The following is a 20,221-nucleotide window of genomic DNA, read 5'->3' as shown; positions in this document are numbered from 1 at the left end:
GCTCAGTTCACTTCCGTCGTTTGCTCGAACCATCGATTCGCAGCATTAATGTCGCACTGTATTTGTGTTTTCAGGGCGTCAAGGTTATCAAATGTTTGTATCGCTCGCAGCCGCTTATGCAACTGGATACACAGCCTTTTGCCGTATAAGTTGGCGCTCAGATTAAAAAAATGTACTTCTAACCAATTCCTAGCATCATTCACCGTCGGTTTCGGCCCCAAGTTGGCAACGCCGTAATACTTTTGGCCATCGATCATCGAAGAGACGGCAAACACGCCGTCGGTGGTTAATCTATTGTGTGGCAATAGTAGGTTGGCCGTCGGCACACCGATATTACGCCCCAACTGACGGCCATAAATAACGCGACCGCTCAAACTATAGGCATTGCCCAAATACTTTTCGGCTTGCTGCATTTCACCGGCCGCAAGCAGCTGGCGAATCAGCGTACTGCTGATGCGCTCTTGATCAACACAAAATGAGGGCATATCGACAACATCAAAGTCATAGGGTCGTAAATAGTGCCGTAAAAAATCAATATTGCCTTTGCGATCAGCGCCAAAGCGAAAGTCATCGCCGACCTGTATCCACTGTGCATTTAATGCATCGAGTAACACCTGTTGCACAAACTGCTCAGCCGATAACGAACGCAAACGCTCATTAAAGGGCAGCACCACCAGTTGGTCGACGCCTAATTGCGCTAACTTTTGCGCCTTATCGACCAGCGAAGAGAGTCTCGCCGGCGCCCGCTTAGAATTTAAATACTCACGCGGCAATGGCTCAAAGGTCACCACCACCGACAACAAGCCCTTCTGCTTAGCGCTGGCAACCAATTGCTGAATGATTTTCTGATGCCCAAGATGCACGCCATCAAAGCTGCCGATAGTGACAGCTGATGCGGCTAATTGGGTTAAAGGCAATCGAGAAATGCGCATAGCTAAAAGAGACTGTTTAAATTGGCCGCGCAGTATACAAAAAAGGCGCGGGAGTGTCCCGCTAAGGGTGCTTTAACTCAGAAAAACCTAACCGAGCCACCAGCAAAGCCAGCATGTAACTGCCCGCACCGGCGAAAACTAAGCAAGCAACCACCCGAGCACGACCTAAAATATCGCCCGGCATCTGTAACCATGCGATGTTTTTGAGATACAGCAGCAGCAACGACATCACCAAACAAGCAAACACAATTCGCAGCAGCGTCTTCATCCACAACGGCAAGCTTGGGAATAGACCGCTGCGTCGCAACGACCAAGCCAGTAATCCGGCATTGAGCCATGCCGATAGCGAGGTCGCTAACGCCAAGCCAACATGACCCAATGGGTAGATCAGCAGCAAATTAAACAGCATGTTCCAGAACATCGCTTGAATGCCGATCTTAACCGGCGTTTTGGTATCCTGACGCGAGAAAAACGCCGGCGCTAAAATTTTAATCAGCATAAAGGCTGGCAAACCCACGGCATAAGCCGCCAAGCTCGAGGCACTTTGAATGACATCTTCTGGCGTGAATTGATTGTATTGAAACAACAGGGTTAGCAATACATCCGGCAAAATAATCAACGCTGCCATAGCCGGTAAGCCAATCAACAAGACAATTCGCATTGCCCACGCCAATGTGCGCTCAAAGCGGTCGCTATCATCACTGACATGCAACGCTGAAAGCCTCGGCAACAACACCGTCGCAATAGCAACGCCAATCACCCCTAAAGGCAATTCGGTTAACCGATCCGAATAGTAAAGCCAGCTGACCGAACCATCGACCAGCAAAGACGCCAAGACAGTATCCAATAACAAATTAATCTGGCTAACCGAAACGCCGAACAACCCTGGCAACATCAGCTTAAATATTTTAGCAACACCAGGGTGCGGCTGATAACGAGGCGATAACGACCAGACTCCCGTTCGCAATAACGAAGGCCACAAAAACAGCCACTGCAAAAGGCCCGCAACCAAAACGCCGATGGCCAATCCGGTTTGCGGCACCTGAAACAGCGGAGTTAAAAACAGCGCCGAGGCGATCAAACAGAGGTTCAAAATCACCGGAGTTAAGGCTGGCGCACCAAACTTACCGTAGCTGTTCAGCACTGAAGTCGATAACGCCGTGAGTGAGATAAACCAAAGGTAAGGAAAGGTGAGCCGTAAAAACCGACCGACTTCGGCAAGCTTAGCGCCGTCGTCATGAAAGCCAGGCGCAAACAGCCAAGCGATGACTGGTGCTGCAAGTACCGCAACCAGAGTAACGCCACCGACGACGGCAGCTAAATAAATTTGCACCGCGCGCACCAACTTAGCAACGCTGGCGTCGCCTTCGGCTTGTCGATATTCAGTTAACACCGGTACAAACGCCTGATTAAATGCCCCTTCGGCAAATAAACGACGTAAAAAATTAGGGATTTTAAAGGCAATGACAAAGGCATCTTGCGAACCACCGGCGCCAAAGGATGCCGCGAACACCATATCTCGCACTAGGCCAAGCACTCGAGAGAGCATGGTCGCGGCGGAGAACACGATAGAACTTTTCAGGATCGACTTATTCTTAGACCCACTGACGTCGCTCGCCTTACCCACAAAAGTCCCCTTTTTAACAATGATTAAACGCTAACTAATAAAGCGGCGAGTTTACTGACATGCGACACTAAGAAGAAGCCCTAAGTCGGAGCCATCGGTTAAAATCACGCAGTTGCATTTTTTCGTTGACAGCCGCCAGCCAAGCCAATAGAATCGCGCCCTCGAAATTTACCCACACCAGTTTTTAAAGGAGCATCCTGTGGCAAATTCTGCTGGTTCTCGTAAGCGCGCTCGTCAGGCCCTGGTCCGTCGTAGTCGCAATGCAAGCATGCGTTCAATGGTTCGCACATACGTTAAAAAAGTCGTTGCCCAAATTGAAAGCGGTAACTACGACGAAGCGAACAAGGCACTTTTAACGGCTCAGCCTGTTTTAGATGGCATGGCACGTAAAGGTATCATCAGTAAAGCCAAAGCTGGCCGCACTGTTAGTCGCTTAAACGCTAAAGTAAAAGCCCTAAAAGCTTAATCTTCTGCGTTCAAGTCATAAAAAAGCCGGCAATTGCCGGCTTTTTTATTGCCTTCACTTTATTAAAGCAAAGGCCATGTCCTTATCGATAAGTAGAAATTAACCGCATTAAGCGGCTAATTCTTTCAATAATAGCGTTAGCATCTGCCAAAAAGGCTCAACCGTGCTGATTTCCAAGCGCTCGCTCGGACTGTGTGCGCCACGAATGGTTGGCCCAAAGCTGACAACATCCATATCTGGCTTTTTGCTCAACAAAATGCCGCACTCTAAACCAGCGTGAATAGCCTTCAATTGTGCCTGCTCACCCGTCACCTGCTCTGCAATACCAGCCGCCTGAGCAACCAAGGCGCTATCGAAGTTAGGATTCCAACCTGGGTAATCCAAAATCACTTCCATTTCCAACGCATAGGCTTTGAAAATATTTTCAATCTTATATTTTAAACCGCTGGTTTCATTGGCATTAAAGAAGCGCAAACTGGTTTGAATCGTTAACTGTCCAGCAACTAGATTAACCACCGCCAAATTACAGCTTAAATTGACCAAGTCAGCTGGCTGAGCAAAGCTATAGTTCTGCGCACCATGCGGCATGGCAACCACTAAGCCTAACAGCAGATCGCGATCGGCAACGGACAAAACTTCATGTGACGAGTCCGTAGAGGGTTTCAATGACCAACTTAAGCCTTGATCTGCCTCCGGCAAATAACTCAACCAACGCTGAGAGGCCTGCTCCATACGAAAACGCCATTTACCTTCTTGCGCAGGGTCGATATACACCAAGGCGCTGGCTTCACGAGCGATTACATTGTGAGCCACACCGCCTCTAAAACTTTCTAGCGCCCAGCTTAGATCAGAACAATCGATCAACAGCTCAGCCAGAAGCTGGTTGGCATTACCCAGCTGACGATGAATTTCTAATCCCGAATGACCGCCAGACAGACCCTTAAGGTGAACTAAATAAGGCTTTAATGTGCTGTCGGCACTGTCGATACGGAAGTCGCGTGTTGCTTTATAGCCATAACCACCGGCACAGCCGATATAGACCTCACCCCAATCTTCCGTATCGAGATTGATCATGCGAGTCGCATTTAATAGCGATGCGTCCAAACCACTGGCACCGTACAAACCGGTCTCTTCTTCGACCGTAAAAACAAGCTCCAAGGCAGGATGAATAACCTCTTCATCGGTCATTGCCGCCAATGCTGCTGCCGCGCCGACACCGTTATCTGCGCCTAGCGTGGTACGATCGGCCGTCAACCAACCATCTTCGACCATCAGCTGCAACGCATCCTGCTCAAAGTTATGTTCTTTATCGCCGGTTTTTACCGTCACCATGTCCATATGATTTTGAATCGCAACAGTTTCTGCTGCTTCATGTCCGGGCGAAGCCGGTACATACACCACCAAGTTGCCTGTCTTATCAACTTGATAGTTTAAATTTCGTTGCTCAGCGAGCTGAATAATATAACTACGCACCGCCTGCTCTTTACCCGATGGCCGCGGAATCTTACACAGTTCATAAAAGTGCTGCCAAAGATGGGCTGGCTGTGCCGGTAATTGACTGGTTGTCATGTTTAACACCTCAAATAATCGTGCTATTAGCTTACTTTGCTGACCGCGCTATGGGCAATAACTTGTTAAGTAAGCATTGGCAAAATTCATCTCAGCGACGCTTTTAGTGTAAATATCCAACCAATAAACAGCCATAAATGCTCAATTGGCGACAAATTGGATAAAAACTATACAGACAAAGCCAATTTAGCTCTGTATACTCCGCGCCGCCAAGGTGACTCAGCCTGCAAATGTGCCGCTCAATTGAGCCGTTTTGTTCTTCATTAAGATCGACAGGGTTTTCGCAAACTGAGTTTTATGGCCTACGGTTTCATGCCGTAAAACTTAAGACTTAGGATTGCACACAAGGCGCAGCCTACCTCACCTTCGCGCGGCGATCAGCCGCACCAGCCTAAGCGCTGGACGAGCCTAAAGGCCAAATGGCCTCTGGAATGACCCTTCCGCCTCTTTTTTTACGAAAAAGAGCGGCTTTACTTATTTGAGATCAAAACATGTCTGAAAACATCACCTTTGCTGACTTAGGGTTAGCACCTTCTATTCTTACAACTTTAGATTCGCTAGGTTACGAAACCCCGACGCCAATCCAAAGCCAAGCCATTGCCAGCCTATTGCAAGGCAATGACGTTCTAGGTTTAGCACAAACCGGTACCGGTAAAACCGCAGCCTTCTCTTTGCCATTACTGTGCAAAATTGATGTCAGCAAAAAGCTGCCTCAAGCATTAGTGCTTTGCCCAACTCGTGAGTTGGCTATTCAGGTTGCTGAAGCCTTTCAAACCTATGCTCGCGGCGTAAAAGATTTTTCTGTTTTACCAATTTATGGTGGTGCAGATATGCGCAACCAGTTACGTGCCTTAAAGCAAAACCCACAGGTTATTGTTGGTACGCCGGGTCGAGTTATGGATCACATTCGTCGTAATTCATTAGATTTATCTGACCTAAAACACATGGTTTTAGATGAAGCCGACGAAATGCTACGCATGGGTTTCATTGAAGATATCGATTGGATTTTGGAACACACTCCAGAAGACAAACAAACTGCGCTGTTCTCTGCCACCATGCCGGGACAAATTAAACGTATTACCGATCAATACCAGAAAAACCCAGTAAAGATTGAAATTAAAGCCAGCACTCAAGAACTTAGCCGTATTGAGCAGCTGCACTGGCGTGTACAGGGCATCGACAAACTTGAAGCCTTAACTCGCGTACTTGAAGTCGAAGACTGGAATGCGGTCATTATCTTTGTTCGCACACGAGTAGAATGCCAATACTTGTCAGAAAAACTTTCTGCACGAGGCTACTCAGCGACTGCGCTAAGCGGTGAAGTTGCACAGAAGCAACGAGAAGATATTCTAAACGCAGTACGTAACGGCAAAACTGACATTGTTATTGCTACTGACGTTGCAGCTCGTGGTATCGACATCGAACGTATCAGCCACGTAATCAACTGGGATATTCCAGGCGATGTACAAACCTACACTCACCGTATTGGCCGAACTGGTCGAGCTGGCCGTAGTGGTAAGGCGATCGTTTTTGTAAAACCAAGAGAGCAACGCTTTATTCGCGATGCCGAGCGCGCCACCAAATCGGAATTAAAAGAATACCCAATGCCAACGGCAGAAACACTTGGTGCGCACCGTGCTGAGCAGTTTAAAAACACCGTCTTTGAGCATGTTGAGCAAGATAAGCTGGACTACTTTAAAGCCATGCTAACCAGCTGGATTGACGAAACAGATTCTGAGCTCGAAGACATCGCTGCTGCTCTTGCGCTGATGGCACAGCAAGACAAGCCATTACAGCTGCCAAAAGATCCAGAATTTAAAGCACGTAAACGCGATAACGATCGTGATTCTAATCGTAGCCGCGATCGCGATGGCGGCCGTGATGGCGGTCGTGGCCGCAGCGAACGAGGCGCGGGCAAACGTCGTGAATTAAATTACGATGCGCAAACTTACCGTCTCGATGTTGGTCGCCGCGACAAAGTAGAACCAGGTTCTATTGTCGGTGCCATTGCTAACGAAGGCGGCATTGAAGGTCGCTTCATTAACAATATCTCCATTCGTGAAAACTTCACTCTGGTTGATCTGCCTGCTGGCATGCCAAAAGAAATTTTTGGCCAATTACAAAAGACCCGCGTTAAAGGCCGTCCATTAAACCTACGTGAATGGAAAGATGACGCACCAAGCGAAGGCGCTCGCCCACCACGCGGTGGTGATCGCAAACCTCGTAAAAATACCGAGAAGCGATCACGACGCAGCCCTGCTACTTCGTCTTAAGCGACTTATCTAGCTCGGCTAATCCAGGCTTAAACTAAATAACCGTTTAAGCCTGCGAGCGGTCACTGTAAAGCGCGACATTTAAAAGCAATATTCTAAACAGCCTCTCGGTTTTTCGTTAGGCTGTTTTTTTTTCGCTTTAAATAACAGTTAAGACTCAAAGCCGAACACGCACTTTGTTGACGCACCCTAATGTAAAAAGCATAAACTTAGTGCTTTTATTTATTGCTAAAAAGAACAACAACCATCGCAACTGCCGCTACCAAGGCGCTGAACGCCCTTTTGTAAACTGCATGCTCTTTGGCACTCTGCTTGCTTTTTAATATGCAGAGTCGAAATATCATCAACAGACTCCATGCTCCAAAATCACCAACGGCGGTGATCTCCACCTGAACAAAGCACTATTTTTGCCCTGATGTTCTGTAACGTCCTTGTTATAGATGGGAACCCCCAAACAACTTAAACTCCACTCAATTGCATAATGGCGTGCGTCCTGTGCATGGTTAATTAATGAGGAACAGTATGGCTTATTTAGAACCTAAAGAATTCGTCACTAAGATGGTCGACGCTGGCGAGCAAAAAATATTTATGTCGACTCGAGATACTTTTATTCGCGCCTTTATGGCCGGTGCAATTTTAGCGCTCGCGGCGTTTTTCGCCATTACCGTCATCACCAATACAGGCAATGCATTATTAGGCGCGGTGTTATTCCCTGTCGGCTTTATTATGCTGTATCTGATGAAGTTCGATTTATTGACCGGCGTGTTTACGCTTGTGCCTCTCGCCGTTATCGACAAACGCAAAGATTGCACCATGAAAGGTTTGTTTCGTAACTGGGGCTTGGTTTTTTTAGGCAACTTTGCCGGCGCTCTAACGGTCGCCTTTTTTGCCTCCTATATTTTAACTTACGGCTATCATACTGATGGCGGCGCAGTGGCAGCAAAAGTAAGTACCATTGGTGAGTCACGCACCTTAGGCTATAAAGATCACGGACTTGCTGGTTGGTTTACTATTTTTATTCGCGGCATGTTGTGTAATTGGATGGTCTCAATGGGTGTTGTTGGCGCCATGATTTCAACTTCCGCGGGCAGTAAAATGGCAGCCATGTGGATGCCGATCATGCTGTTCTTTTACATGGCATTCGAGCACTCAATTGTGAACATGTTTTTATTCCCATTCTCAATGATTATGGGCGGCGACTTTACCGTGGTGGATTACTTTATCTGGAACGAGATTCCAACCGCATTGGGTAATCTGGCTGGCGGCTTCTTGTTAGTCGGCTTACCTCTTTATCTCACTCACGTACGAACCAAAACAAGTTAGTTCACTATCTAGGTTCTCTATCTAGTTATTCAACGCAAAAAAAACGGCACATTGGTTATTAAGTTAACCAATGTGCCGTTTTTTCAATACTTAAGTATGCGCCACCGCCTTTAGCCGGTACACATTTTAACCGCAGCCGAAACCATCATCACAACAATTAAGATGCGAATAATATTGCCATACTTGTGCATTTGTTTTTCGGTAACCGGCTTTGCGGTACGTGAGGTAAACATCACTACTGCTAATATCGCCAGAGTTAATACAAGTAAAATCGATACAATGGGTGGCATTAGTTGGCTCCAAATAATTCTGCTAGTTTTTCGCCCGGCTCGTCGGCACGCATAAAGGCTTCACCAACCAAGAAGGCATTAACATCATGCTGACGCATTAACGCCACATCCTGCGGGGTGATGATGCCGCTTTCTGTGACAAACATTCGATCTGACGGCAGCATACTTTTAAGATCGATTGTCGTTTGTAACGAGACATCAAAGGTATGTAAGTTACGGTTATTGACGCCAATTAAAAAATTATCAACCTTTAACGCCGATTCCATTTCAGCTTTATCATGCACTTCAATTAATACATCCATACCGTATTCAGTTGCTTGGGCATGCAAATCTTTCAGTTTGGCGTCATCCAACGCGGCAACAATTAATAATACACAGTCAGCACCGATCGCTTTAGCTTCGGCTATTTGGTAAGAGTCGACTAAAAAATCCTTACGGATTACCGGCAGTTCAACCGACTCTCGAATTTGAATTAAATAGTCTTCGTGGCCCTGAAAGAAATCTCGATCCGTTAATACCGACAGGCAAGCCGCACCGCCTTTTTGATAACTTTCTGCGATCTGCTGCGGTACAAAATTTTCGCGCAATACGCCTTTACTAGGCGACGCCTTTTTCACTTCTGCAATCACCGCAGAATGGCCCGCAGCGACTTTGTTTTTCATCGCCTCAGCGAAGCCGCGCGGCGGCGCATAACGATCGAACTCTTGTTCAAAATCACGTTCGCTAATGTTCTTTTTTCGTTGCGAGATTTCTTCAAATTTTCGATCAATGATTTTTTTTAAAATCGTAGGAGTATCTTTTGTCATTAATACTAACGCTCAAGCCAATAGGGCTTTCTCAATACGACCAATACATCTGGTCAATAAACAACAATGGATCGGCTCTTTCCAGCACTTCACTTAGCTACCGGCATTTAACACCAATACCGAGCATTTAATTCCAGTGCCTAAATTTCAGTACTCGCCAGAAAAGCCCATCCGCTTATAAAACCACGCTTAACCCGCGCTTTGTGTGAACTCAACAAATTCAGCCAGTTTTTCAGCGGCTAAGCCTGTCGATATAGCATCCTCTGCCATTGCAACACCGGCTGAAAAGGTATCGGCTTTACCCGAAACATAAATCGCTGCACCGGCATTTAACGCAATAAGATCGGCGGCACGAGCGCTAATTTCACTAGAGGCTCCGGCGAAGACTGTTTTAATTAATTCCAAACTCATGCCCGCGTCTTGCACATTTAAGCCTGCTAGACTTTGCGTCGCCAAACCAAGATCTTCCGGTGAAATACGATAGGCATTAATTTCACCATCTTTTAATTCAACAACATTGGTTGGCGCTGCGATGCTAAATTCGTCCAATCCATCATCAGAATGCACCACCATGACATGCTGACTGCCGAGTTCTTTTAATGCCCGAGCCAGACGCTCACAAAGCTCTGCGCTGAAGACGCCAACAACTTGGTTTTGCACACCGGCCGGGTTGGTCAATGGGCCAAGCATATTAAAGATGGTACGCAAGCCCATTTCTTTACGCGGACCAATCGCATGCCGCATGGCACTGTGATGCGCTTGGGCAAACATAAAACCAACACCGACGGTTTCAATCGAACGAGCAATCGCATCCGGTGCAATGTCTAAATTTACGCCTGCTTTTTCAAGTAAATCGGCACTGCCAAAACCTGACGAGACACCACGGTTACCATGCTTAGCCACTTGTGCACCGGCAGCGGCGACAACAAAAGCGCTGGCAGTAGAAACATTAAATAGTTTTTGTCCTGCGCCACCAGTGCCACAGGTATCGACTAAATGATCGGCTTGAATCGTTACTTTGGTTGATAAGCTGCGCATCACCGAAGCGGCGCCAACAATCTCTTCGACCGTTTCACCCTTCATACGCAAACCCATCAAAAAAGCACCAATCTGCGAATCGGTACATTGACCCGCCATAATTTGTTGCATAACTTGCTGCATTTCTTGACGACTTAAATGGCCGTGACCGGTAAAGCGAACCAATGCCTGTTTAATATCCATCGTTGCCTCTCCTATTATTTTTTGCTGTTCTTTGCTTGCTGGATAAACTGAGCGAGCAGCGCCATACCTTGCTCGGTCAGTACCGATTCAGGGTGAAACTGAACACCCTCAATAGCGTACTCTTTATGGCGAATGGCCATGATTTCATCAAGATGACCGGCATCGTCTTGCGTCCAAGCGGTAACCTCAATGCAGGGCGGCAAACTCGCCTGCTCAACCACCAGCGAATGATAGCGCGTTACCTGAAATGCATTCGGTAAGCCATTAAATAGGCCAACACCCTTATGGTGAACAATAGACGTTTTACCGTGCATCACCTGCTTTGCTTTGACGATACGGGCGCCAAATGCCTGAGCAATCGCCTCGTGTCCTAGGCAAACACCGAGCATCGGTATTTTACCGGCAAAATGGCGAATCGCTTGTAAACTGATTCCGGCTTCATTCGGCGTACAGGGCCCTGGCGAAAGTAACAACAACTCAGGTGCCAGCGCCTCAATCTGCTCAATACTAAGCTCATCGTTCTGCTTTACTAAAACATCCAAGTCAAAGCACTGTAAGTAATTCACCAACATATGGGTGAAGGAGTCATAGTTATCGATCACTAACAACAAAGCTTGCTATTCCCAACCTCAATGAAGCCTCTGCGGCTTGCCGATATTAACAGTCTAGCGGCTGATAATATCACAACATCGATCATCAATTCGGCATTGACTCTACCGCAAATTGCTATAGCATACTAGTACATGAATACATACGACTCAATGAAAGATGAACTTATCGACTATTTGCTGCAAGCAAAACAGCCTGAGCAAATGGACAACCGCCTACAGCAGCTGCTAACACCGACAGAATATGATGAAGTGTGCAAACGCTTACAAATATTCAAAATGCTGAAACAGGGGATTCCACAACGGAAGATCGCCGAGCAACTCGGGGTTGGCATTGCCACCGTATCACGTGGCGCGCGCGCCTTAAAAGAAGAAGAGTAAACCACCTCATGACCCTTGCTGAAAAATTTGCCTTACCTCGCAAACCGCAATACATAAAAGTCACCGATCAGTGCGATTTTTTTGAACTGTTTAAAAAGGTCGAAAAAAAATTCGATAACTGCATCATGCTGGAGTCGCTTGGCGAAGAAAGCCACATTGCGCGTTATTCCACCATTTGCTTCGACCCAGAAAGAATCATCTACGCCAATGCAAACCAACTCACCATTGAGGAGCGCGACGGTAGCAGCGAGACGATTGACTGCGACAACCCCTATTACCAGCTACGCCAGCTGATGCCGCAAAACATCATCTCACGGATGTACTGCGGCGGTTTGTCTGGTTATTTGGGCTATGACGCTATGAATTACTTCGAGCCGTCACTCAACGTTCAGTCCAGCGAACTGTTTGACGCCTTTCGCTTTGGCTTGTTCAAAGACGGCCTAGTACTCGACAAAATGACCGGTGAAGTTTTTTATTTTTACTACACCGACAACCGCATCGCGCTGGTACAAGAATTATTGACCGCGCCTTATCAGGGTAACGGTGATTTAGAAATATCTAACTTCCACGACGGTATGACTCAGGCTGAACACGCCGAGGCGGTATTAAAAGTAAAGCAAGATATTATTGACGGAAAAATATTTCAGACCGAAGTCGGCTTTAAAAAATACTTCGACATGAAAGGCGACTGCATCAATTTATACGAAAAGCTTCGCGACATTAATCCTTCGCCCATGATGTATTACGTCAAGTTTGGCGAACAAAAAATTATCGGCGCTAGCCCAGAAATTTTATTCCGTTTACGTCAGGGAGAAATGGATACTTTCCCACTGGCAGGAACGACGCTACGCGGCAAAACGGTTGAAGAAGATACCGCTCTTGCACGTAAGCTACTTAACGACCCTAAAGAAATTGCCGAACACAATATGATTGTCGACCTGCATCGCAACGACATCGGTCGAGTCGCCCGCTTTGGCAGCGTTAAGGTGCGCAGCCTTATGGACATTAAACGCTTCAGTCATGTGCAGCATATTTCGAGTGAAATTGTCGGCCTTATCGATGATAAGCACGATATGTTCAGCGCACTAGCAAGCAACTTCCCAGCTGGCACACTTACCGGCGCGCCTAAAATTGAAGCGATGAAAATTATTGATGATTTAGAAACCGACGGTCGCGGCCCATACGGTGGCGCTGTTGGTAATTTTTCTTTTAATGGCGACTGTACTTTTGCGATTCCGATTCGAACCGTTTTTGCCAATGGTGAAAAGGCTTACGTACAAACCTGCGGCGGTAACGTTTACGACTCCAACCCAGCGGATGAATACGAAGAAATTAAACGAAAATTTGCCGGCACTAAAAAAGTACTCGATCTATTCATGAGCGAATAACGTTCAGCTCATTGATCAATTAATAGCTCGATACTTTTTTCAGCCCACTACTTACTTATGAAGCCCATTGTTATGAACATTTTAATTATCGACAACTACGATTCTTTTACTTTCAACCTGTACCAATTTATTGGTGAAATTTTAGAGAGTGAAAAAGCAAACGCGACGCTAGAAAATTTCAGCATCAGCGTAAAGCGTAATGATGAACTCAATATTGATCAGATCAAACAGCTCAATCCCGATAAAATCATTATTTCACCGGGGCCTGGCAGCCCGGATGACCCGGCCTACTTTGGCGTCTGTGCTGAGGTGATATTAGAACTTGGAAAAACCATTCCACTGCTGGGTGTTTGCCTCGGCATGCAAGGCATTGTGCATTGCTTTGGCGGCGAGGTAGTCAAAGCGCCCTTGCCTATGCACGGTAAAATTAGCCCAATCAATCATGATGGCAGCGGTGTTTTTAACGGTTTACCAGACCAACTCGAAGTGATGCGCTACCACTCCTTAATAGCCAATCAACAAACGCTACCAGACTGTCTACGAATAACGGCAACCGTCGGTTCATTGAGTCAAGAAAGCTTTGATGATCGAGAAAAAATAAAACAGGCCAGCAGTGACGACTTCGAAATCATGGGTATTGAACACATCGACTATCCGATTCATGGCATTCAGTTTCATCCCGAGTCGTTCGCGACCGAAGGCGGTAAAGATTTAATCCGTAACTTTTTATTCCTTTAACCTTGTATGAGCTTCGGCTAAAAACTCATTAGGTTTTACAACTTATAGGATTTTATTTTGCCAGCGATCGACTCACTACTCACACTTGCCCTAAGCTCGGTACTATTAAGTTTAGCACCCGGGCCAGATAATATTTTTGTCCTGACTTTATCCGCACTGTATGGCCGTAAATCTGGATTTTTTGTCGTATTGGGTTTATGCACCGGCTTAGTGGTACACACAACGCTGGTTGCCTTTGGTGTCGCCGCCATTTTCCAAACGTCAACAACGGCTTTTAATGGACTTAAAATAATCGGCGCTGCTTACTTACTTTATTTGGCTTGGCAAGCAGTAAAGGCGAGCCAAGAAGATACCAGCAGTAAAACTGCTATTCCAGAGCTCGGCTTTAGTGCGCTTTACCGCCGCGGTATCGTTATGAACCTGACCAACCCCAAGGTGTCTATTTTCTTTTTGGCTTTTTTACCACAATTCGCAAATCCAGAAGCCGCTGCAATTGCACCGCAAATATTTCTTTTTGGTTTTATTTTTATTTTGGCGACGTTCATCGTCTTTAATTTCATCGCTTTGCTTTCTGGCAGTATTAGTCACTGGTTTAGTCGCTCCACACGAGCGCAAAGCTACCTCAATAAAATTGCCGCATTAGTGTTCTTTTTACTGGCTCTGTCGCTTATTGCGCCTATTTTTAGGCAATAAAAAACCCAGAGTAAACGTCTGGGTTTTTAAATTAGAGTAGCTAAGAGATTCGTTTTGGCTAACTAAGCAACTAAAAAATTAAGAAGCTAACTTAGTGAGTTACGTTTAAATCATAGAACGTTGCTTGTACGTAATCGTCTGGGTCGCCCGATTTATTTTGGTTATAAACACCGGCTTTAAAGTACATATAGATGCCGCCTTTATCGTAACCACTTTCGCTCATGTCAGTAACACGAACAACATCAGGCTTACCTGGACGCATCAACGTCACTTTTAATTCATTACCTTTAACATCGATACGGTAGCTGAATTTTTCATCCAGTGCGATGCCATCTGCTGGATCGCTGGCGCTGTTACTCTTACTGCCAACCATCTCAACCCAAATTTCTTTCTTACCCGACTCTTTTGTTGGTTCGTGTGCATAGTAGATAGAACCTTTGCTATTACCTGGCAATTTGCGGTAATACAAACGAATCGGCTCATTATGAGTCGCATGGATCTGACCAATAATCACTCGGCCTATTTGGTAGCCTTCACCACCGGTGGTAACGTGGTTAACTGACAAGGTCGCTTCCATAGAACCATCAACACCACCAGCAGCGGCTAAGTCTTCAGCTGGTGCAGTAGAAAACACCCAGTTGTTACCACCAACACCTTGAGTTTTATGGCTGGTATCTCCTCGGCGAATCATTTCACGTAACTCGGAGCGAGTATAGGTTGTGTTCGCCGATGTTTTAGCACCTTCAATCGGTGATTTAAACACCATGCCACCTTCGTCGTTCAAGTAAAAAAACTCAGGCGATACATAGCCAGAATTCAATGCTTTTTCTTTAATTTGATCAGACTTGCCGTTGCCATCATCATCTACCGGCACACTCAATGTCCAGCCTAAAAGATCGAACTTTGTTGAAGGTGCTTTAGCGTCTGCAGCCATCGATAACCCACTAGTCAAAACAGCCAATAACGCTGTTAAACTGGTCATTACTAATTTTTTCATCTTGTTTCCTTTATTTATTTTTAAATCACCCATAAATGAGTGTAGAAGAAGTGTGGAGTAAAACTAAGATATAACACCATTAGAATGCATCGGCGCTTAAAGACAAACCTTAAGGTCGCCGACACACTAGGTGACTAGCTTGAGAATGGCGATTGCAGCGTTCGTATAAAAACGATCGCTCTAAAAACACTAGCTATAGAAGCAAAGATAAGCCGTTTCTTTTGCAACCTTTACGTCGAAAGATTGGTTCGCAGCGACGTTAAATTCACTGCCTGCAGGAAATTTTTGCCACTGATCGCTACCTGGCAGTTTTACTTCTAACTCACCTTCGATCACTTTCATCAATTCATTTTGGCTAGTACCAAAGGTGTATTCGCCAATCGCCATAACACCGGACGTACAAGGACCGCTTTCTGATTGAAAAGCAATTGAATAAACTTGATCGTTAAAATAACTATTCACTTTAAAAGACATAAAAAACTCCTTTGAAAAATATAGTTTAGAGAAAATTCCAATAAGGATAAACACGCAAAAAAAAGCCGGTCATCACCGGCTTTTTAACGCAATAAAAAATATCGCTACAGCTTATTTATAAACAGGCTATTTATAAACTGGAAAGCGGCTGCAGATTTCTAACACATTATTTTTAACCTGCTCGATCACTGCATCTGAATTGCCGTTTTCTAGGCTATCCAAAACATCACAAATCCAACCGGTTAGCTCTTTCGCTTCTGCTTCTTTAAAGCCGCGACGAGTAATGGCTGGCGCACCAATACGTAAACCAGAGGTCACGAAAGGTGAGCGCGGGTCATTTGGTACCGAGTTTTTGTTCACCGTAATGTTGGCTTTACCCAGTGCGGCGTCTGCATCTTTACCAGAATATTCTTTGCCGATTAGATCCACTAAGAACAGGTGGTCTTCAGTACCGTTAGAAACAATGTTGATGCCACGTTCCATGAAGGTCGCTGCCATTGCTTGAGCGTTCTTGACTACCTGCATTTGGTATTCTTTAAATTCCGGCTCCATCGCTTCTTTAAAGCAAACCGCTTTGGCGGCAATCACGTGCATCAATGGGCCACCCTGACTTTCAGGGAATACCGCGAAATTCAGTTTTTTATTCAGCTCTTCGTCTTTTTTAGCCAGGATCAAACCGCCACGTGGACCGCCTAATGTTTTGTGCGTTGTGGTTGTAACAACATCGGCATAAGGCATTGGGCTTGGGTAAGCGCCCGCTGCAACAAGACCAGCAATGTGTGCCATATCGACAAAGAAGACCGCGCCCACTTCATCGGCAATTTTACGGAAACGCGCCCAATCAATAATTAATGAGTAAGCAGAGAAACCTGCGACGATCATTTTAGGTTTGTGCTCACGAGCAAGTGCTTCAACCTGATCGTAATCGATTTCCCCTGTTTCAGGGTTTAGACCATATTGAACGGCATTATAGATACGACCAGAAAAGGATACCGGAGCACCGTGAGTTAGGTGACCACCGTGATCCAAGCTCATGCCTAAAACAGTATCGCCCGGCTTACAAACTGCCATGTAAACGGCCGCATTGGCTTGTGAGCCCGAGTGAGGTTGTACGTTGGCGTAATCGGCACCGAATAGCTCTTTAGCACGGTCGATAGCAAGCTGTTCAACCACATCAACATATTCACAGCCGCCATAGTAACGCTTGCCCGGATAGCCTTCGGCGTACTTGTTGGTTAGCTGAGAGCCCTGCGCTTGCATGACACGAGGCGAGGTGTAGTTTTCTGATGCAATCAGTTCGATATGTTCTTCCTGACGCTTACGCTCTGACTCCATGGCCTGCCATAGGTCGGCATCGTAGTCCGCAATATTCATGGTTTTTTCAAACATGGGGGCTCTCCACTGTGGTTGGGCAGCAAATTCAGAATGACTGTTACACGCAAATGAATACGTTAAACGGGCTCGCTGCGACCGAAAATTCGTTCAATAAGTCAGGTTTTTCGCTGAAAAACGCGACTTTTTTAAGAGTCGCGTATTGTACACAATGGCCCTAGTTATCCCAGTAACAGATTAGAAATATTTCGCAACAATCTGTTTCGCTTGCTGATCTTAATCAGCCTTGGGCAACGCCAAATGCTCGGCAATCAGTTGTTTTACCCGTTCAGCGTAACGTTCCAGCAAGGCGTCTTCGATCCCCATTTCAGTTAATGATGTCAGCGTATCGAACAGATAATCTGCAGCGCGCCCTAACGACCCTTCACCAAAGGCTAAATCGTGACAACGCTGTTCAAAGCTTAGGTTAGCGGCGTAATGAGGGTAGCTTTTATCCATGATAAAACCGATTCCGTAAAACGGTTCGGCCTGATCAGTAAGCATCGGTAACCAAGTCGGAATATAGGCGCTCGATACCATTTCGCGCGCCCAAAGCAGGCTAAGCTCAGACTCAACCTTTTTTGCAGGTATTTTTAAAGCTTGGCCTTCACAGAAGAGACCATCTTCTAGCCCCAAAACCAACCCCGGCTGCTGTTCACTGCCGCGACCAATGTAAGTACGCAAAGTGAAATCACGATGATAACCCTCAAGCCGGGCATTAACCGTTTGCTCAACGTGAATCGCTGGGTTCCACAACAATGAACCATAGGCAAACACCCAAACAGCACCGTCGGCATTCGGATTTTCCGCCAGCAAACTACGCCAACTGGCTTCACGTTCTTCAGCGGTTGATAGCTTAATTAAGCCCTTGGCTTCGGCGTCGGCAGCTATCTGTTGGAACAAACCCTCTTTAATGGCATCTCGGTTAAACGGCATCATAACTCTTTAAGTCAATATCAAATCCCAACCTTACTGAGCAAGCTCAATAGATACAAGCGCTGTTATGTAGCAGCCAGCTCAGTCAATCACTCGACTTACGTAGATAGTTTGTACCAGCACTGCTAGAATTTGCGCTGTTTTTAACTCTCTAAACTAAGGAATTTTCGGTGGCTCAATACGTTTTCACCATGAATCGCGTCGGCAAAATCGTGCCGCCAAAACGCGAAATCCTCAAAGACATCTCACTTTCATTTTTCCCCGGTGCGAAAATTGGCGTACTGGGTTTAAATGGCTCGGGTAAATCCACGCTGTTGCGCATTATGGCCGGTATCGATACCGATATTATTGGCGAAGCTCGCCCTCAACCGGGCTTGAACATTGGTTACTTACCGCAAGAGCCTGAACTAGACGACAGCAAAACTGTGCGTGAAATTGTTGAAGAAGCGCTGGATCACATCAAAGAAGCGCAAGTGAAGCTGGAAGCAGTTTACGCAGCTTACGCCGAACCGGATGCTGACTTCGACAAACTTGCCGCTGAACAGCAAGAACTCGAAAACATCATTAACGCGGCAGACGGCCATAACATGGAAACCCGTTTAGAGATCGCCGCCGATGCATTGCGTTTACCCGAATGGGACGCCAAAGTGGTACACCTTTCTGGTGGTGAACGCCGCCGTGTCGCACTTTGTCGCTTGCTGCTTTCGAACCCAGAAATGCTATTACTAGACGAGCCGACCAACCATTTGGATGCCGAATCCGTTGCTTGGCTAGAGCGCTTTTTACACGACTATTCTGGCACTGTTGTGGCGATCACGCATGACCGTTACTTCCTTGATAACGTCGCCGGTTGGATTCTAGAACTGGACCGTGGCCACGGCATTCCGTTTGAAGGCAACTACAGCCAGTGGCTAGAAGCGAAAGAAAAACGCTTAGAGATGGAATCCAAGCAGCAATCAGCACACGAAAAAGCCGTTAAGTCAGAATTGGAATGGGTTCGCCAAGGAGCCAAAGGCCGTCAATCTAAATCTAAGGCGCGATTAAAACAGTTCGAGCAAATGAACTCTGCCGAATTCCAAACCCGTAACGAAACCAACGAAATCTATATTCCACCCGGCCCTCGCTTAGGTGACATCGTTATTGAAGCGTCCGACATCAGTAAATCCTTTGATGGCCGATTACTGTACGAAGATATGAACTTCAACATTCCGCCCGGCGCCATTGTCGGCATTATCGGTGGTAACGGTGCCGGTAAATCGACGCTGTTTAAAATGATTGCAGGTATGGAACAGCCCGATACCGGTGCCATTCGCATTGGTGAAACGGTCAAGCCCGCCTTTGTTGGCCAGATGCGTGAGCTGAATGGCGACAAAACCGTCTGGGAAGAAGTCAGCGACGGTATGGATATGATCACCATTGGTGGCTGGGAAACTTCGTCTCGTTCATACATCAGCCGGTTCAATTTTAAAGGCGGCGACCAGCAAAAACTGGTGAAAAACCTTTCAGGTGGTGAGCGTAACCGCTTATTCCTTGCCAAGCTGCTAAAAGAAGGCGGCAACGTGCTGTTGCTCGATGAACCGACCAATGACCTCGACGTCGAAACCTTACGTGCGCTAGAAGAAGCTCTGCTCGCCTTCCCTGGTGTTGCGGTGGTTATTTCGCATGACCGCTGGTTCTTGGATCGTATCTCGACGCACATTTTAGCCTTTGAGGGCGACTCAAAAGCCGTCTTCTTTGAAGGTAACTACAGTGAATACGAAGAAGACCACAAATCGCGTACCGGTAACAGCGGCCCGCAGCGTATAAAATATAAGCGCATTAAATAGCGTTTGCAGCGGGCGGCGCTATTGCCGCCCGCCATTTTGCTGGCTTTGCAGCCAATCGACGACCGATATTGAAAAAAAACCAAATATTTCTAACTTTTTTTCGCTAAGCGCTTGAATCTTAAAAAGAAAATCTCTAATATGCGCCCCACTCAAACGAGCGGACGTGGTGAAATTGGTAGACACGCCAGATTTAGGTTCTGGTGCCGCAAGGTGTGAGAGTTCGAGTCTCTCCGTCCGCACCATTTGATAGAAAGTCCTTTCTATCTTCTAAGCAAGACCCCTTATTTATCCTAATTGCATAT

19 protein-coding genes and 1 tRNA gene are annotated in these 20,221 nt (G+C 46.4%); 9 read left to right on the top strand and 11 right to left on the bottom strand.

The features are described 5' to 3' along the window. Positions 1-2: 2 nt before the first annotated feature. Both ribF and murJ read right to left on the bottom strand, forming a co-directional pair. Positions 3-932 carry a bifunctional riboflavin kinase/FAD synthetase gene (gene ribF, locus FME95_RS13415; RefSeq protein ID WP_147715005.1) on the bottom strand — a complete coding sequence of 310 codons (930 nt, stop codon included), beginning with the start codon at positions 930-932 and terminating at the stop codon, positions 3-5. A gap of 61 nt (positions 933-993) precedes the next feature. Further along, the gene (murJ, locus tag FME95_RS13410; RefSeq protein ID WP_246109382.1) at positions 994-2,559 is read right to left on the bottom strand and encodes a murein biosynthesis integral membrane protein MurJ; all 1,566 of its coding nucleotides are present in this window, start codon (positions 2,557-2,559) and stop codon (positions 994-996) included. Positions 2,560-2,758: 199 nt separating this feature from the next. On the opposite strand from murJ, the gene rpsT reads away from it, so the two are divergent. Further along, positions 2,759-3,025, top strand: coding sequence for a 30S ribosomal protein S20 (gene rpsT / locus FME95_RS13405; RefSeq protein WP_147715004.1), 267 nt, complete (start codon positions 2,759-2,761; stop codon positions 3,023-3,025). A 108-nt stretch (positions 3,026-3,133) separates the two neighbouring features. Here the strand turns inward: rpsT and pepD are convergent, their stop codons facing one another. Beyond that, on the bottom strand, positions 3,134-4,594 hold the full coding sequence (pepD, locus tag FME95_RS13400) for a beta-Ala-His dipeptidase (RefSeq protein WP_147715003.1): 1,461 nt from the start codon (positions 4,592-4,594) through the stop codon (positions 3,134-3,136). A 491-nt stretch (positions 4,595-5,085) separates the two neighbouring features. Between pepD and FME95_RS13395 the strand changes: the two genes are divergently transcribed. Both FME95_RS13395 and FME95_RS13390 read left to right on the top strand, forming a co-directional pair. Then, positions 5,086-6,867, top strand: a complete 1,782-nt coding sequence (locus tag FME95_RS13395; RefSeq protein ID WP_147715002.1) for a DEAD/DEAH box helicase — start codon at positions 5,086-5,088, stop codon at positions 6,865-6,867. Between the two features lie 522 nt (positions 6,868-7,389). Then, positions 7,390-8,190, top strand: coding sequence for a formate/nitrite transporter family protein (locus FME95_RS13390; protein ID WP_147715001.1), 801 nt, complete (start codon positions 7,390-7,392; stop codon positions 8,188-8,190). A gap of 110 nt (positions 8,191-8,300) precedes the next feature. On the opposite strand, the gene FME95_RS13385 is transcribed toward FME95_RS13390, so the two are convergent. The 4 genes from FME95_RS13385 to FME95_RS13370 form a co-directional block, all read right to left on the bottom strand. Then, complete coding sequence (locus FME95_RS13385; RefSeq protein ID WP_147715000.1) at positions 8,301-8,480, bottom strand: hypothetical protein; 180 nt, start codon at positions 8,478-8,480, stop codon at positions 8,301-8,303. Continuing rightward, positions 8,480-9,286 carry an indole-3-glycerol phosphate synthase TrpC gene (trpC, locus tag FME95_RS13380; RefSeq protein WP_147714999.1) on the bottom strand — a complete coding sequence of 269 codons (807 nt, stop codon included), beginning with the start codon at positions 9,284-9,286 and terminating at the stop codon, positions 8,480-8,482. The genes FME95_RS13385 and trpC overlap by 1 nt, the downstream gene beginning before the upstream one ends. 189 nt (positions 9,287-9,475) lie before the next feature. Continuing rightward, the gene (gene trpD, locus FME95_RS13375; RefSeq protein ID WP_147714998.1) at positions 9,476-10,507 is read right to left on the bottom strand and encodes an anthranilate phosphoribosyltransferase; all 1,032 of its coding nucleotides are present in this window, start codon (positions 10,505-10,507) and stop codon (positions 9,476-9,478) included. A 14-nt stretch (positions 10,508-10,521) separates the two neighbouring features. Continuing rightward, entirely contained in the window at positions 10,522-11,118 is a 597-nt protein-coding gene (locus FME95_RS13370; protein WP_147714997.1) for an anthranilate synthase component II, read from the bottom strand. A gap of 132 nt (positions 11,119-11,250) precedes the next feature. On the opposite strand from FME95_RS13370, the gene FME95_RS13365 reads away from it, so the two are divergent. The 4 genes from FME95_RS13365 to FME95_RS13350 all read left to right on the top strand — a co-directional run bounded on the left by FME95_RS13365 (position 11,251) and on the right by FME95_RS13350 (position 14,315). After that, a complete protein-coding gene (locus FME95_RS13365) occupies positions 11,251-11,496 on the top strand; it encodes a Trp family transcriptional regulator (protein WP_147714996.1) in 246 nt (81 codons plus the stop codon). Between the two features lie 8 nt (positions 11,497-11,504). Continuing rightward, a complete protein-coding gene (locus FME95_RS13360) occupies positions 11,505-12,884 on the top strand; it encodes an anthranilate synthase component I family protein (RefSeq protein WP_147714995.1) in 1,380 nt (459 codons plus the stop codon). Positions 12,885-12,956: 72 nt separating this feature from the next. Then, the gene (locus FME95_RS13355) at positions 12,957-13,622 is read left to right on the top strand and encodes an anthranilate synthase component II (RefSeq protein ID WP_147714994.1); all 666 of its coding nucleotides are present in this window, start codon (positions 12,957-12,959) and stop codon (positions 13,620-13,622) included. Between the two features lie 57 nt (positions 13,623-13,679). Continuing rightward, a complete protein-coding gene (locus FME95_RS13350) occupies positions 13,680-14,315 on the top strand; it encodes a LysE family translocator (protein ID WP_222709993.1) in 636 nt (211 codons plus the stop codon). A 91-nt stretch (positions 14,316-14,406) separates the two neighbouring features. On the opposite strand, the gene FME95_RS13345 is transcribed toward FME95_RS13350, so the two are convergent. From FME95_RS13345 to FME95_RS13330, 4 genes are all read right to left on the bottom strand, one after another. Beyond that, a complete protein-coding gene (locus tag FME95_RS13345) occupies positions 14,407-15,312 on the bottom strand; it encodes a polysaccharide lyase family 7 protein (RefSeq protein ID WP_222709992.1) in 906 nt (301 codons plus the stop codon). Between the two features lie 189 nt (positions 15,313-15,501). Further along, the gene (ppnP, locus tag FME95_RS13340; protein ID WP_147714991.1) at positions 15,502-15,786 is read right to left on the bottom strand and encodes a pyrimidine/purine nucleoside phosphorylase; all 285 of its coding nucleotides are present in this window, start codon (positions 15,784-15,786) and stop codon (positions 15,502-15,504) included. A gap of 126 nt (positions 15,787-15,912) precedes the next feature. Then, complete coding sequence (gene glyA, locus FME95_RS13335; protein WP_147714990.1) at positions 15,913-17,175, bottom strand: serine hydroxymethyltransferase; 1,263 nt, start codon at positions 17,173-17,175, stop codon at positions 15,913-15,915. A 219-nt stretch (positions 17,176-17,394) separates the two neighbouring features. After that, entirely contained in the window at positions 17,395-18,093 is a 699-nt protein-coding gene (locus FME95_RS13330) for a gamma-glutamylcyclotransferase (RefSeq protein WP_187265536.1), read from the bottom strand. Positions 18,094-18,263: 170 nt separating this feature from the next. Between FME95_RS13330 and ettA the strand changes: the two genes are divergently transcribed. After that, the gene (gene ettA, locus FME95_RS13325) at positions 18,264-19,919 is read left to right on the top strand and encodes an energy-dependent translational throttle protein EttA (protein WP_147714988.1); all 1,656 of its coding nucleotides are present in this window, start codon (positions 18,264-18,266) and stop codon (positions 19,917-19,919) included. Positions 19,920-20,076: 157 nt separating this feature from the next. After that, a tRNA-Leu gene (locus FME95_RS13320) sits at positions 20,077-20,161 on the top strand. Positions 20,162-20,221: the final 60 nt, after the last annotated feature.

The organism is Reinekea thalattae (assembly GCF_008041945.1).
GTDB classification, from domain to species: Bacteria; Pseudomonadota; Gammaproteobacteria; order Pseudomonadales; family Natronospirillaceae; genus Reinekea; species Reinekea thalattae.
The sequence above is the reverse complement of the archived record's forward strand: the minus strand, read 5'-3'. Positions and strand labels throughout refer to the sequence as shown.